Raw genomic sequence first — 13,140 nt, 5'->3', positions numbered from 1 at the left:
CTCAAGAATAAAACTGTCTTTGCTTCATAAATGAATTATCGACGAGTTCTTACTTGATAATGCTTTGTCTCCAGAGCGTCTCAGTAAGCACCCACACGTAATTGTCTAAATACATTGTTAAAGAACGTCGCTTCGTTTCTCTCGAAGCGGGCTGCGCATTTTAAAGATTCACTTCTCAATGTCAACCACTTTTTTCGTCTTTCTGATCGTCAGGCTAAGCCGTGTCGTTCAGAGCGGGGCGCATTATAAAGTCGTTTAACTTTCTGTCAACCCCTTGTTTTTCCTTTGTTTTTCGAACTCTTTCGAATCCGTCTCAACTCAGGAGCGGCGCATTATAGAGATCCCGGATGCGCCGTCAACTCTTTCTTCAAACTATTTTGCAATCTCGAACAGGTGGTACTTTTTCTTGCCGAGTTTAACCAGGAAGAAACGGCCATAAAGTGCCTTTTCCGCACTGAACGCTTCGGCGGTTTTCATGTTGTCTTCCGCACCCTGGGCAACGCCATTAATGAAGATGGCATTGCGGCCCAGGGCATCTTTTACTTCACGGCCGGCTTTAACCATACCGCTGTCGGTAAACAGCGTGGTCATCGGAACCTCAGACAGACCAGCCAGCTGCAGATCGCTTGATGGCAGACCATCCAGTTTGATTTGTTCCAGCTCAGTTTCTGACAGCTGGGCGATATCGCCGGAGAACAGCGCTTCGGTAATACGGCGTGCAGACTGCAGGGCTTCTTCGCCATGTACCAGGCGGGTCACTTCTTCCGCCAGAATTGGCTGCGCTGTTTTACGGCCTTCGATGGTGGCGTCGTGCGCTTCGATTTCAGCGATGCGTTCTACTGACATAAAGGTGAAGTAGCGCATGAACTTATACACGTCGGCATCGGCGGTATTCATCCAGAACTGGTAGAAGCTGTATGGCGAGGTCTTCGCCGGGTCCAGCCATACGGCGCCGGATTCGGTTTTACCGAATTTAGTGCCGTCGGATTTGGTTACCAGCGGTACGGTCAGGCCAAACGTCTGTGCACCATTCTGACGACGCGCCAGATCAATACCACCAACGATGTTGCCCCACTGATCCGAACCACCAATCTGCAGCGTACAGCCATGACGACGGTTCAGTTCTGCAAAGTCCATCCCCTGCAGCAGTGCGTAGGAAAACTCGGTAAAGGAAATACCGGCGCCTTCACGGTTCAGACGCTGCTGTACCGATTCTTTGTTAATCATGGCGTTAACAGAGAAGTGTTTACCGACATCGCGCAGGAAATCAAGCACGTTCATCTGCCCGGCCCAGTCGAGGTTATTGACCACGGTAGCGGCGTTGTCGATGCCATCAAATTTAATGAACTGACTGACCTGCTGGCGGATCTTATCGGCCCAACCGGCAACCACATCGGCGGTGTTCAGCTGACGCTCGGCGGCTTTAAAGCTCGGATCACCAATCAGACCCGTTGCTCCGCCCACCAGTGCAATCGGCTTGTGTCCGGCATTCTGAAAGCGGGTCAATACCAGCAGCGGAACCAGGTGCCCAAGATGCAGACTGTCAGCCGTCGGATCAAAGCCGCAATACAGGGTGATGGAACCAGATTCCAGATGTTTGGTCAGTTCCTCATCCGCCGTCGCCTGATTAATCAGACCGCGTGCTTTTAAATCGTCTAATAATGCAGCTGTCATGGGAGCACTCTGAATTGTGTCGGTATTAGAAAGGTTGGTGAACATACCTGATCAATGTGCAAAATCAAGTTCGCTGGGTAAAATGCCGGCGAATTGTTTACACTTGTGAAGCATTCAATCATTTACAGAATAAGGACGACCAGATCGCTATGGCCTTGTCGGGACGCCTGCAGTATTTCCCTCTGACTCACTTACTCGGTGTTCTGACCGCTCTGGTTGTGTTGCTGATGTTGTTGTTCTGGCCTCAGGCACCAGAAAAGAATCTGCAACAGACCCGCTATATTATTGAAATGCCGGATACGCCGCCTGAACCAGAGGCTGAAGCAGCAGCACTCAACTGGGAAGAAACCACGGTACGCCCCGGCGATAACCTGTCCATTCTGTTCAGTCGCCACAACCTCAGCGCCGCCGATGTGATTGAAATTGCCGCCGTCGCGCCAAAGGAAGCTATCCAGCTTAAACCCGGCCAGACACTGCACTGGGTGCGCTCGCAGGATAACCATATACAGCAATTCCAGATTGAATTATCTCCTCTTGCCCGTCATACCTTTGAGCGCACCACCGATGGCAGTCTGAAATACGAACTGGCAGAGCGTCATGCCGATTACCGCCCACGCTTTGTCGGTACCGCCATTGAAAATTCACTGTTTCTTGATGGCTCCCGTGCCGATATTCCCGAACAGATTCTGATTGAACTCGCCGCGATCTTTGGCTGGGATATCGACTTCGCTCTGGATATCCGCCAGGGCGACCGCTTCAGTCTGATTTATGACGAGGTGTTCCTCGACGGTGAAAAAATCGGCAACGGCAATATTCTGATTGCGCGCTTTACCAATCAGGGACGTGAACTGACGGCCGTGCGCTATGAAGATAAAAACGGCTACGCCAACTACTACACGCCGGAAGGTCAGAGTATGCGCAAAGCCTTTTTGCGTAACCCGATTGATTTCGCCCGAATCAGCTCACGCTTTAACCTGAACCGTAAACATCCGGTACTGAATACCCTGCGCGCTCACAAAGGGACCGACTACGCGGCACCAACCGGCACTCCGATTAAAGCGGCTGGCGACGGTAAAGTTGTGTTCGCGGGGCGCAAAGGTGGTTTTGGTAACTGTGTGATTATCCAGCATGGATCGCGCTATCAAACGTTATATGCACATCTGAGTAAGTTTAACCGCAGCGCCCGGGTTGGCCGCAGCATCAAGCAGGGTCAGGTGATCGGTTATGTCGGCAGCACCGGCCTGGCAACCGGCCCGCACCTGCACTACGAATTCCGCGTTGACGGTGTGCACCGTGATTCATTACGGGTTAAGTTGCCAAAGGCTGACTCTATTCCGTCTCAGGAAAAAGCCGCGTTCCGCCAGAAGTCTCAGAGCATGGTTAGCTGGCTGAACAGCTATAACGAAAACGAAGATAACCGTATCGGAGCGTTTCAGTGACCCTTTATATCGGCCTGATGTCCGGCACCAGTGCCGATGGAATGGACGCCGCTCTGGTCGATTTTGCCCAGGGCGCTCCGCGCTTACTGGATGCGCTCTGCCTGCCTTATGATGCTGCTTTCCGCCAGCAGCTGCGCACTCTCGCCGTTGCCCGCGAAGCTGATATCAACAGTATTGCACTGCTCGAACGCCGTATTGCGGCCTTATCAACCGAAGCAGTGATGCAATTACTGCAGCGTAACAGCCTCAGTGCTGCCGATATCCGGGCTATCGGCTCCCATGGCCATACCCTGCGCCACCGCAGTCAGCCTGATGGTTTCAGCTGGCAGCTGGATGACCCGAGCTGGATTGCTGAGCATACCGGCATTTGCTGCATTGCCGACTTCCGCCGCCGTGACATCGCCGCTGGCGGTCAGGGCGCTCCGCTGGTGCCGGCTTTCCATCAGCATTGTTTTGGCCGCAATGTGCAGGTGCTGAATATCGGCGGTATTGCCAATATTTCCGTACTGCCAACCGACAGCCAGCCCGACAGCATGATGGGCTTCGACACTGGTCCGGGTAATGCACTGCTGGATGAATGGTGCCAGCAATATTTTGGTTGCCCGCGCGATGACCGTGGCCAGCTTGCGGCCAACGGCAACATCATTAACTACTTGCTGGAAGACTGGCTGAGCCAGCCGTACTTTCAGCTACCACCGCCGAAAAGTACCGGTCGTGAACTGTTCCGCCTGGAGCATCTGGGCGACCTGAGCCATGAAGATCCGCAGGATGTGCTGAGCACACTGACCGAACTGAGCGTGCAGAGTATCGCACTGGCGATCAGGCAATTTGGTCATTCCACAGGTGAGTTGCTGGTATGTGGTGGCGGTGTACATAACCATTATCTGATGCAGCGCCTGCAACAGGTGTTGCCACAACTGCAGGTGCAGAGCAGTGCCAAACGCGGCATTGATCCTGACTGGATGGAAGCCATGGCATTCGCCTGGCTGGCGCAACGCACGCTGGAAGGCTTAAGCGGTAATGCGCCGGCAGTTACCGGCGCCAGTGGTGAACGTATTCTGGGCGGGATTTATCCCGCCTGATACGTCAGGCGGCTCAGGGCAGGCTGACGCTGCGAACCGCCCGCTGTACTTTCTCTTCGCCCCACTTCAGGGGTTGGCGTGGTGACTCACCGGCCACTACAGACACACCAAAACCCGGTTCATTAATAAACACCACCCCGGCGTCATTGCGGATTTCCAGTTTATGCTCACCTTCCAGCATGATGACATCCAGTACATCCGGCTGCAGATAACCACCCCAGAAATCGGTGCCACGGATGCCAATAGTGGCTGCTGGCGTGGTGACCGTCAGTTGTGGATCAGTCTGACGGGTAATTAATCCGGTAATAAAACGGAAGGCCCCTTCTACAAACTCCAGACGCGCTGAATTGCTGTCACTGCCCGCCGCATACTGCCACTCGCTGAGCTGCACGCTGGTGTCGGCTCCGAGGGTAATCACGCTGCCTTCATTCATTTTCAGCACCAGACGGGCATTGCGGCCAGTGGATACTTTATCCCCCTGCTCTACCGCATCACCGCGCTGCAGCCGTAACTCATTACCTGCACGATACCAACTGACCTCGCCGACACTCACGCTGATAACGCCCACACTTTCGGCCTGTGCAGGCAGAAAAAGTAAGGTTAACAAAACAAAAAAGAGGGATTTCATGACTGGCTCCTGAACGCAGCTGGGGCAATTCCGTCAGCACAACATAGCATCAAGGAGCTGATCGCGCATACCGGTGGCATACGCGCAGGGAAGCATCAGAAGCTGGCGTAGCCTTCGAGTTGCATACGCGTCACTTCTTCTGCACCGTTGGTCACCGGATCAAGAAAAGCCGGCAGATCTGCGGTTTCGACTTTGTTACGCGCCATCCAGTTCTGGCACACCTTCAGCTCGACAACGTTAAAGGCATCAAGACGGGCCGCCAGATCAACCAGCGCTTTGTTACCGCGATAACTGCTGCGCACGAAGATGGCGATTTCATCGCCGCTCAGTACCAGTCTGACCGGTTCGTTATTGCGATAGTCGACACTGCGGGAGAGTTCTTCAGCGCGGGTCAGTAAGGCCTGCAATTCTTCTGCGGTGTGCAACTTCACCACCGCCTGGATTTTACTGCCGGGCTGTAAGCCCTGCTCACCGGACGGAGCAATACCTTCCTGAGGTAAAACCACGGCATCGGCGACAGCAGGAGAAACCGCATTGGCTGGTTCGTCTTCCGTCAGCGGCACCAGTGCCGCTAAAGCAGGCTGCACCAGCAACAGAGAAGAGAGTAAAACAACGCGGGAAAGGGCCATCGGGCAATCCTTATCAGATGGAGAACGACGATCCACAGCCACAGGTGGATGAAGCGCCGGGGTTATTCACCATAAAGCGTGAACCTTCCAGCCCTTCTTTGTAATCCAGTACCGAGCCAACCAGATAACCGTAACTGAGCGGGTCCACCAGCACACGTACACCGTCCATACTGATCAGCGTATCGTCTTCGGCGCGTTCATCGTCAAAGGTAAACCCATACTGAAAGCCGGAGCAGCCACCGCCGGTAACGAAAACCCTTAAACAGAGTTCGTCGTCTGCCTCTTCCAGCAGCAACTCACGGATTTTCTCCTGTGCTGCCTGGCTGAGTTCGATCGGGCTGGCCTGTTGTACTGCACTCATAATGATTCCGGCTTGCTGAATATCGGCAAATTATCGGTTTTTCCGACTAATTTAGTCAACTTTAACCTCAGGCGTAGCAACCACGGCTACCGGTTCAGGCTTCTTGCGGCTGTCGCCTTTCGCCTGATGGTGCAGCTTGCCGTTCACCTCAGCACCCAGCACCATTTCCATGGCCGGGTAGTAAACGTCACCGGTTACCTGAGCTTTCTTCGCCAGCTCAATGTGTTCACTGGCGTGCACGTCACCGATCACACGGCCATTGATGATGATCTTCGGCGCTGTGATCTGACCTTCCACACGGCCTTTATCACTGATGCGCACCGTAGCACCGCTGCCAGCTTCAGCCAGCAGATTACCTTTGATCACACCATCGATGTGCAGGCCGCCGGTGAACTTCACATCGCCGGTAATTTCAGTTTTAACGGAAATCAGGGTGTCGTAATGAGTGTTGCTGCCCTTGTCTTTATTACTGCTGAACATTAAGCCTCTCCTTATTGGGGCCAGTCGATGGTTTGTTCGACGCGCTGTGCTTTGCCGCCGGTGGATTGCAGAACTACCTGCACCTGCTGCGGCACGAAACCAGCCGGTAATCTGAGATCACCTGCTACTTCCTGAAAATAACGGAACCTGAACTTTACGCCCAGGTCGGTCACATTACTGTCGAGATCACGTAACGGCAGGATAACTTTTTCCGCGCCCTGCATACCGACAAAATTCACCGCCGCCAGCCCGGAAATATAAGAGCTGTTGTCGGCAACCTGAGTCATCATGATGGAGTAGCGGAAGGTTTCGGCGCCTTCCTGCGGCTGAATCTCAACTTTACTGATGCGCAGGCCTTTATCATTGGCACTCGGTGCCATGATGCCTTTATAGAAAGCCACTTCCTCTTCAAGGGTGGATATCTGCGCTTTCAGCTCTTTAACCGTCTGGCGGATACCTTCGGTGGCCTTACGGTCAACCTGGCCACCTTTCTCCAGAACACCCACACGCTGGGTCAGATTGGTAATGGTACGCTCGGCATCCTGCAGCGCCGACTGTAACGTATCACGGGCGGTGGTCAGCTGCTGAATGCTGCTCATGCTGTCATAAACACCACCAAAGTAACCACCAACACCCACTGCCACAACAAACAGCACCATATAGAGGGTGCGACGGAAGCGCTCCCACGGCCGGTACTGTCGAATAATCAGCTGATCCTGTTGGCTACCTTTTACTACCGCCATGCGTGTGTCCTTATTGATCCATGTGTTTAAAACGTATCAGGGCAACAGGGCAACCTGTTTCAGGCCGGCATCTTCGGCCAGACCAAACATGATGTTCATGTTCTGTACCGCCTGACCCGACGCGCCCTTAACCAGGTTGTCGATGACCGACAACACGATCACCTGACCGGTATGGGCGTGATGATGAACGGCAATACGACAGACGTTGCTGCCTTTCACGCTGCGTGTTGCAGGGTGACTGCCAGCCGGCATAACGTCAACGAAGGGTTCGTTAGCGTAACGTGCTTCGTACAACGCCTGCAGATCTTCTGCCAGCCCCGGAGCCTGAGCATAGAGTGTAGAATGAATTCCACGGATCATCGGCGTCAGATGCGGAACAAAGGTAAGGTTGACCGCTTTACCCGCGGCGCGTTCCATACCCTGACGGATTTCCGGTAAATGACGGTGCCCTTTAACCGCATAGGCCATCATCGATTCGCTGGCTTCGCACAACAGCGAGCCCACGCTGGCACCACGACCGGCACCGCTGACACCGGATTTACAGTCGGCAATCAGCATCTGCTCAGGTAACAGGTTATTTTCCAGCAGCGGCAGGAAACCCAGCTGTACCGAGGTTGGGTAACAGCCCGGCACCGCAATCAGACGCGCTTCTTTAATTTGTGCGCGGTTTACTTCCGGCAGACCATATACCGCCTGCGGCAGAATGCCTTTGGCACCATGTGGCTGGCCGTACCATTTTTCCCACTCAACCGCGTCCTGCAGACGGAAGTCAGCGGACAGGTCGATCACGCGGGCGCCGGTATTCAGAATTTCTTCCGCCAGCGAGTGCGCAACACCGTGTGGCGTGGCAAAAAACACCACATCGCACTCACCCAGCGTCTGTACATCGGGTACGCTGAAGCGCAGATCGGTATGACCACGCAGGTTGGGGAACATATCAGCCACCGGCAGGCCATCTTCACTGCGCGAGGTGATCACCTTCAGCTCAACGTCCGGATGGTTTACCAGAATTCTGAGCAGTTCTACACCGGTGTATCCGGTGCCACCAACGATACCGACTTTAATCACGCCAAACCTCGTATGTCAGAAGACCGCCCCGCAAAAACGGGGAGCGGTTAAATACAGAAAGGCAGGTATAATACTGATTCTTGTCCCCCGTTGACACCACGCCGGTAAGCCCATTACCGGATAAGGATGCCGGTTTACCGTGAAGCGCCTCAGACAACAGTGGCTCAGCCTGATTTCTTTGTCAGATAACCAGATCGGTCTGGCGTTACTCTCCCTGCTGGCGGGCCTGGCCAGTGCGCTGGTGATCACCCTGTTCCGCCTGGCGATTGAATTTCCCTTTGTCACTCTGCTGCCGGTTGCCAACTCCGACGACTTCGAGAACCTCAGCGAAACTGCCCGTATCGCTCTGTTGTGTGGTGGCAGCCTGCTGCTGATTGTTATCTTTTATCTGGTTAAACCCGAGCGCCGCGGCGTTGGCGTAACCCATGTGCTGCAACGGATGGAATCGCATCAGGGCTATCTGCCGCAGTCGAATATTGTGCTGCAGTGGTTTGCCGCGGTGATCGCCATTATCAGCGGCCATAGTGTGGGGCGCGAAGGGCCGGCCATTCATCTTGGTGCCGGTACCGCCAGCCAGATTGGCCAGAGCGTTGGCCTGGCGCATCACCGCCTGCGGATTATTGCCGGGGCCGGTGTCGCCAGTGCGATTTCGGCGTCATTTAACACACCAATGGCGGGCGTCATCTTCGCTATGGAAGTGGTGCTGCTGGAATACAACATCCGTGGTTTTATTCCGATTATTCTCGCCTCGGTCGCCGGTGCCATTGTCAGCGAAGCGGTATTTGGTGCGCAGACTGCCTTTGCCGTGCCCGGCGTTGATATGAATTCGCTGCTGGAAATTCCTTATATTCTTGCCCTCGGCATTATTGGTGGCATCGTCGCCAGCGGTTTTATTCTGCTGGTACGGTTTTTTCAGCGCCTGAATCCTCTGCCGCTGTGGCTTAAATGGGGCGGGCTGACCGCTGTCACCGTGGCGATCAGCATGTACCTGCCGCAGGTAATGGGTATCGGCTACGACACGGTCAACGATGCCCTGGCCGGCAAGGTGGTAATGGGAACCCTGTTTGGCTTACTGCTGGCCAAACTGGTGCTGGCCGCCTGGGCCGCCGCAGTGGGTTTTCCCGCCGGACTGATCGGCCCGACCTTATTTATCGGTGCCGCGCTGGGTGGCCTGCTCGGCCAGTTATCGGCCTGGTGGCTGCCGCAGTATCCGGTGTCCGTCGGTTTTTATGCATTATTGGGTATGGCCGCCTTAATGGGCGCGGTATTACGCGCACCGCTGGCGGCATTGGTGGCGCTGCTGGAGTTAAGCGCCAACCCGAACATTATTATGCCCGGCATGCTGACCATCGTGATTGCCAGTCTGGTGGTGAGTGAAATCTTCCGTCTGCCATCAGTCTTTGAGGTGCAGCTCGGCGGCGGCCACAATTATCAGCAGCCCGACCCGGTGCAGCAGATGTTGCGCAATACCTGGGTGGCCGAAGCGATGGAACAATCGTTTGTCTCCGCCTCACGCCAGCTGTCACCGGAAGCCGCCGGATTTATCCTGCAACGCGAACCGGAGTGGCTGTTACTGGAAGAAGAAAACGTTATTCTGCCGCCAGCCGCAGTGGCCGAGGCACTGAGCCTGCGTAAAGAGCAGGAAGAAGAAAGCGGTGAGCGCAACGATGACGATATTGATCTGATTGCCATCCCCGCCGACCGTCAGCAGGTTGAGCGTATTTCGCTTAAAGCCAATCTGCAGGATGCCTTAGACCTGATGCAGCAGCATCACTTACAATGGCTGGCCGTTTATCGCGATGACCAGTCCAGCCGCTGTGTTGGCATTGTCTCGCGAACACACATTGAACACTTCTATCACTACCAGCCAAGAGGCCGTTGATGCTCTGGGTAAAAGCCTTTCACATTGTTGCCGTCGTCACCTGGTTTGCCGCGATTTTTTATCTGCCACGTCTGTTTGTTTATCACGCCAGCGCCGAAGATCAGGTGTCGCGTGAGCGTTTTAAAATCATGGAACGCAAGCTGTATCGCGGCATTATGACGCCGTCGATGATTGTGGTACTGGCTCTGGGCGCCTGGCTGCTGACGTTTAATCCGCGCTACTACTTTATCGACAGCCACTGGATGCACGCCAAGCTGACGCTGGTTGCCCTGCTGGTGATTTACCATTTTTACTGCGGCCACTTATTAAAAGTATTCCGCGACGATAACAACCAGCGCAGCCATGTGTTCTACCGCTGGTTTAACGAAATCCCCGTCTTCATGCTGATCGCCATTGTTATTCTGGTGGTCGTGCGTCCGTTTTAACTTCTTGTAAAAAGAGAGTGCTATGAGTTATTCCATCGCCCAGTCCGAAGCCCTGTTTGCCGCCGCACAGAAACACATTCCCGGCGGAGTTAATTCACCGGTGCGTGCGTTTAAAGGCGTGGGCGGCACCCCGATTTTCTTCGATCATGCCAAAGGCGCTTATGTGTTTGACGCCGACGGCAACCGCTATATCGATTACGTGGGCAGCTGGGGGCCGATGATTCTGGGCCACAGCGCCGATGAAATTCTCGACGCCGTACGCGCCCGTATGGATAAAGGCCTGAGCTTTGGCGCACCGACCCATATCGAAATCGAAATGGCCGAAGAAGTATGCAAACTGATTCCATCCATGGATATGGTGCGTATGGTGAACTCCGGCACCGAAGCAACCATGAGTGCGATTCGTCTGGCGCGTGGTTTTACCGGCCGCGATAAGCTGGTGAAATTTGAAGGTTGCTACCACGGCCACGCCGATTCACTGCTGGTAAAAGCCGGCTCCGGCATGCTGACCTTGGGTGTGCCAACCTCGCCGGGCGTGCCGGCCGCCGTGGCCGCCAACACCATCACCCTCGACTACAACAATCTCGACAGCGTCAAAGAATGCTTCGCGCAAATGGGTGACGAAATTGCCTGTGTGATCATCGAGCCGGTAGCCGGCAATATGAACTGCATTCCGCCAAGCAAATCCTTCCTGCAGGGTCTGCGTGAACTGTGCACCGTGCACGGCGTGGTGCTGATTTTTGATGAAGTCATGAGTGGCTTCCGCGCCGCACTGGGCGGCGCTCAGGAATATTACGGCATCGTGCCGGACATGACCTGTCTGGGCAAAGTCATTGGCGGTGGTCTGCCGGTGGGTGCCTTTGGTGGTAAGCGCGAAATTATGGAATATCTGGCGCCGCTGGGCCCTGTCTATCAGGCCGGTACACTGTCGGGCAATCCGCTGGCGATGGCGGCAGGTTTAGCCATGCTGAAAGCCATTCAGAAGCCAGGTTTCTACGACCAGCTGAACGCCCGCGTGCAATTATTGCTGAACGGCCTGCAGGCAGCCGCCGATGCGCACGGTATTCCGTTTACCCACAACAGCGCCGGTTCTATGTTTGGTTTCTTCTTTACCGAGCTGAAAGAAGTAAACACCTTCCGCGACGTGGCCGACCACTGCGATGGTGCGCGCTTTAATCAGTTCTTCCACGGCATGCTGAAAGAAGGCGTTTACCTGGCACCAAGTTCTTTTGAAGCCGGTTTTATGTCCATCGCCCACAGCGAGCAGGATATTCTGGAAACCATCGCCGCCGCCGATCGGGTAATGGCAACGCTGTGATGGATCCGTTATTTGCCGCATTAATGCTGTTGCTGGTCAGCGCCTGGCTGTGCCTGCAACAGCGTCCGAACCAGCAACAGCCAAATGACGGAACAAAAGCAGAATGGCGCGGCGAATCGGCCGCGCGTTTTGCTGCGGGCCTGTTGCTGCTCGGTGCGGCAGCCGCCGAACTGTTTCAGCTGCCGCCCACGGCCACATTATTACTGCAACAGCTGAGCCTGTACGCTGCCCTGCCGTTATTGATTATTGTGCTCGGCGCTCAGGCGCTGGGGTATCAGTGGTCACGAATGATCTGGGGACGGGTACTGCTGGCATTATGTGTGGTGTTTGAACTCTGCCGCCGTAATAACCAGCTCGATGCGTTGCTGATTACCATCGCTGCGGCAGCCGTAATAGCCCTGCTGCTGGCGCTGTGGAAACTGGCAAAAATCCGTATCTGGCTGGCCGCGCAACTGATTATGGCCTGCGGCGCACTGGCCTGGATATCAGCCAGTCAGAATCAGCCGGAGCCGCTGTTATTCTGGTTAAGTATGATCAGCATCAGTGTGATGCCTATATGGGCGGAGCGGATCAAATAATCCGAGTCGGAACGTAAAGCTGACCTGGTTCACTTACAACTCTCCGGCAATTAAAAGCCGGAGATTTTTCCGTTGTAATACGTCTATTTTTCCACCCTTCAGAGAAACAAGAGGACATCAGACATAACGAATCGGTGCCCCATGCCGGCTGTCTTTTTTCAATGTTTTTTCATCCAATCCTGTACAACCAGCTGCTAAAAGTAACTGTACAAGATTTTCAGTTAAGAAAAAAATTGTATGAGCATGTCGCTTCCGCCAAATACACTTATTCGAAAGGTAGTTTCTGACCTGATCCGAATTAATTAAGCCGTGAATATAAGCCTTCAAATCTTCACTCTTAGCGCCAGGGAAGTCGAAAGGAGAAAAATCTTTTTCTACTTCAATATACCGAATAATATTGACAATAAAATATTTTTCATCAGGCTCCTTCATCTCCCAATTCTTAATACTTAACGGCAATACCTGATGAGACATAGAGTCTACAGATGTTAATACGCTCAGTGCCTTTTGCGATAATACAAGAAAGCCATTAACCTCGTTAACGTCGTATATTTTTGCACGCTTCTTTTTTGTTTGTATCTGCACATCCATATAAAACTCAGGCAACAATCCCGCCTGATACTCTATAGCACCAAAATCCGTTGAATCAATAATCTTAATTTCTTTCTCAAGATCCGAACCATAGTAATAATCTTTATAGTAATTAGTACTTGGCTGATTGTGTACCAGCTCAGCCCCCCAAGCACCCGACTTCAATACATCATCAAAAATAGCAATCCTGTTCATCACCTGCTCCCTTACCAGCCAATAAACCGAAAATAAAAATATTTATC

14 protein-coding genes are annotated in these 13,140 nt (G+C 53.7%); 6 read left to right on the top strand and 8 right to left on the bottom strand.

Going from position 1 to position 13,140, the window contains the following annotated elements; genetic code table 11:
• Positions 1-372: 372 nt before the first annotated feature.
• Entirely contained in the window at positions 373-1,674 is a 1,302-nt protein-coding gene (tyrS, locus tag LGT44_RS08610; protein ID WP_230331111.1) for a tyrosine--tRNA ligase, read from the bottom strand.
• Between the two features lie 149 nt (positions 1,675-1,823).
• On the opposite strand from tyrS, the gene LGT44_RS08605 reads away from it, so the two are divergent.
• Together LGT44_RS08605 and LGT44_RS08600 are read left to right on the top strand one after the other, a co-directional pair.
• On the top strand, positions 1,824-3,113 hold the full coding sequence (locus LGT44_RS08605; RefSeq protein WP_230331110.1) for a peptidoglycan DD-metalloendopeptidase family protein: 1,290 nt from the start codon (positions 1,824-1,826) through the stop codon (positions 3,111-3,113).
• Positions 3,110-4,195: an anhydro-N-acetylmuramic acid kinase gene (locus LGT44_RS08600; protein WP_230331109.1), complete on the top strand. Its 1,086-nt coding sequence runs from the start codon at positions 3,110-3,112 to the stop codon at positions 4,193-4,195. The genes LGT44_RS08605 and LGT44_RS08600 overlap by 4 nt, the downstream gene beginning before the upstream one ends.
• Before the next feature lie 13 nt (positions 4,196-4,208).
• On the opposite strand, the gene LGT44_RS08595 is transcribed toward LGT44_RS08600, so the two are convergent.
• The 6 genes from LGT44_RS08595 to argC all read right to left on the bottom strand — a co-directional run bounded on the left by LGT44_RS08595 (position 4,209) and on the right by argC (position 8,104).
• Positions 4,209-4,823 (bottom strand): FecR family protein, encoded by a 615-nt coding sequence (locus tag LGT44_RS08595; protein ID WP_230331108.1) that lies wholly within the window; start codon positions 4,821-4,823, stop codon positions 4,209-4,211.
• Between the two features lie 95 nt (positions 4,824-4,918).
• The gene (locus LGT44_RS08590; RefSeq protein WP_145466814.1) at positions 4,919-5,452 is read right to left on the bottom strand and encodes a DsrE family protein; all 534 of its coding nucleotides are present in this window, start codon (positions 5,450-5,452) and stop codon (positions 4,919-4,921) included.
• Between the two features lie 13 nt (positions 5,453-5,465).
• Complete coding sequence (gene erpA / locus LGT44_RS08585) at positions 5,466-5,813, bottom strand: iron-sulfur cluster insertion protein ErpA (RefSeq protein WP_145466816.1); 348 nt, start codon at positions 5,811-5,813, stop codon at positions 5,466-5,468.
• Between the two features lie 51 nt (positions 5,814-5,864).
• On the bottom strand, positions 5,865-6,293 hold the full coding sequence (locus LGT44_RS08580; protein WP_230331107.1) for a bactofilin family protein: 429 nt from the start codon (positions 6,291-6,293) through the stop codon (positions 5,865-5,867).
• Positions 6,294-6,304: 11 nt separating this feature from the next.
• Positions 6,305-7,036 carry a DUF6776 family protein gene (locus tag LGT44_RS08575; protein ID WP_230331106.1) on the bottom strand — a complete coding sequence of 244 codons (732 nt, stop codon included), beginning with the start codon at positions 7,034-7,036 and terminating at the stop codon, positions 6,305-6,307.
• Between the two features lie 36 nt (positions 7,037-7,072).
• Positions 7,073-8,104: an N-acetyl-gamma-glutamyl-phosphate reductase gene (gene argC, locus LGT44_RS08570; protein WP_145466821.1), complete on the bottom strand. Its 1,032-nt coding sequence runs from the start codon at positions 8,102-8,104 to the stop codon at positions 7,073-7,075.
• Positions 8,105-8,243: 139 nt separating this feature from the next.
• Between argC and LGT44_RS08565 the strand changes: the two genes are divergently transcribed.
• Genes LGT44_RS08565 through LGT44_RS08550 form a run of 4 tightly spaced genes read left to right on the top strand, consistent with a single transcriptional unit; the run spans position 8,244 to position 12,307 of the window.
• The gene (locus tag LGT44_RS08565; protein ID WP_230331105.1) at positions 8,244-9,986 is read left to right on the top strand and encodes a chloride channel protein; all 1,743 of its coding nucleotides are present in this window, start codon (positions 8,244-8,246) and stop codon (positions 9,984-9,986) included.
• Positions 9,986-10,411, top strand: a complete 426-nt coding sequence (gene hemJ / locus LGT44_RS08560; RefSeq protein WP_145466825.1) for a protoporphyrinogen oxidase HemJ — start codon at positions 9,986-9,988, stop codon at positions 10,409-10,411. Before LGT44_RS08565 ends, hemJ begins: the two co-directional genes overlap by 1 nt.
• A 22-nt stretch (positions 10,412-10,433) precedes the next feature.
• Positions 10,434-11,729: a glutamate-1-semialdehyde 2,1-aminomutase gene (gene hemL, locus LGT44_RS08555; RefSeq protein ID WP_230331104.1), complete on the top strand. Its 1,296-nt coding sequence runs from the start codon at positions 10,434-10,436 to the stop codon at positions 11,727-11,729.
• The gene (locus LGT44_RS08550) at positions 11,726-12,307 is read left to right on the top strand and encodes a hypothetical protein (RefSeq protein ID WP_230331103.1); all 582 of its coding nucleotides are present in this window, start codon (positions 11,726-11,728) and stop codon (positions 12,305-12,307) included. The genes hemL and LGT44_RS08550 overlap by 4 nt, the downstream gene beginning before the upstream one ends.
• Before the next feature lie 117 nt (positions 12,308-12,424).
• Here LGT44_RS08550 and LGT44_RS08545 read toward each other — a convergent pair whose 3' ends face one another.
• A complete protein-coding gene (locus LGT44_RS08545; protein WP_230331102.1) occupies positions 12,425-13,093 on the bottom strand; it encodes an imm11 family protein in 669 nt (222 codons plus the stop codon).
• Between the last annotated feature and the right edge of the window lie 47 nt (positions 13,094-13,140).

Origin of the sequence: Thalassolituus alkanivorans, from assembly GCF_020447205.1 — a bacterium.
Lineage (GTDB): Bacteria > Pseudomonadota > Gammaproteobacteria > Pseudomonadales > Oceanobacteraceae > Venatoribacter > Venatoribacter alkanivorans.
The sequence above is the reverse complement of the archived record's forward strand: the minus strand, read 5'-3'. Positions and strand labels throughout refer to the sequence as shown.

Excerpts from the sequence above, each read along its gene's own strand:
- tyrS (WP_230331111.1), bottom strand. The coding sequence starts at position 1,674 with ATGACAGCTGCATTATTAGACGATTTAAAAGCACGCGGTCTGATTAAT.
- LGT44_RS08605 (WP_230331110.1), top strand. The coding sequence starts at position 1,824 with ATGGCCTTGTCGGGACGCCTGCAGTATTTCCCTCTGACTCACTTACTC.
- LGT44_RS08595 (WP_230331108.1), bottom strand. The coding sequence starts at position 4,823 with ATGAAATCCCTCTTTTTTGTTTTGTTAACCTTACTTTTTCTGCCTGCA.
- LGT44_RS08590 (WP_145466814.1), bottom strand. The coding sequence starts at position 5,452 with ATGGCCCTTTCCCGCGTTGTTTTACTCTCTTCTCTGTTGCTGGTGCAG.
- erpA (WP_145466816.1), bottom strand. The coding sequence starts at position 5,813 with ATGAGTGCAGTACAACAGGCCAGCCCGATCGAACTCAGCCAGGCAGCA.
- LGT44_RS08580 (WP_230331107.1), bottom strand. The coding sequence starts at position 6,293 with ATGTTCAGCAGTAATAAAGACAAGGGCAGCAACACTCATTACGACACC.
- LGT44_RS08575 (WP_230331106.1), bottom strand. The coding sequence starts at position 7,036 with ATGGCGGTAGTAAAAGGTAGCCAACAGGATCAGCTGATTATTCGACAG.
- hemJ (WP_145466825.1), top strand. The coding sequence starts at position 9,986 with ATGCTCTGGGTAAAAGCCTTTCACATTGTTGCCGTCGTCACCTGGTTT.
- hemL (WP_230331104.1), top strand. The coding sequence starts at position 10,434 with ATGAGTTATTCCATCGCCCAGTCCGAAGCCCTGTTTGCCGCCGCACAG.
- LGT44_RS08545 (WP_230331102.1), bottom strand. The coding sequence starts at position 13,093 with ATGAACAGGATTGCTATTTTTGATGATGTATTGAAGTCGGGTGCTTGG.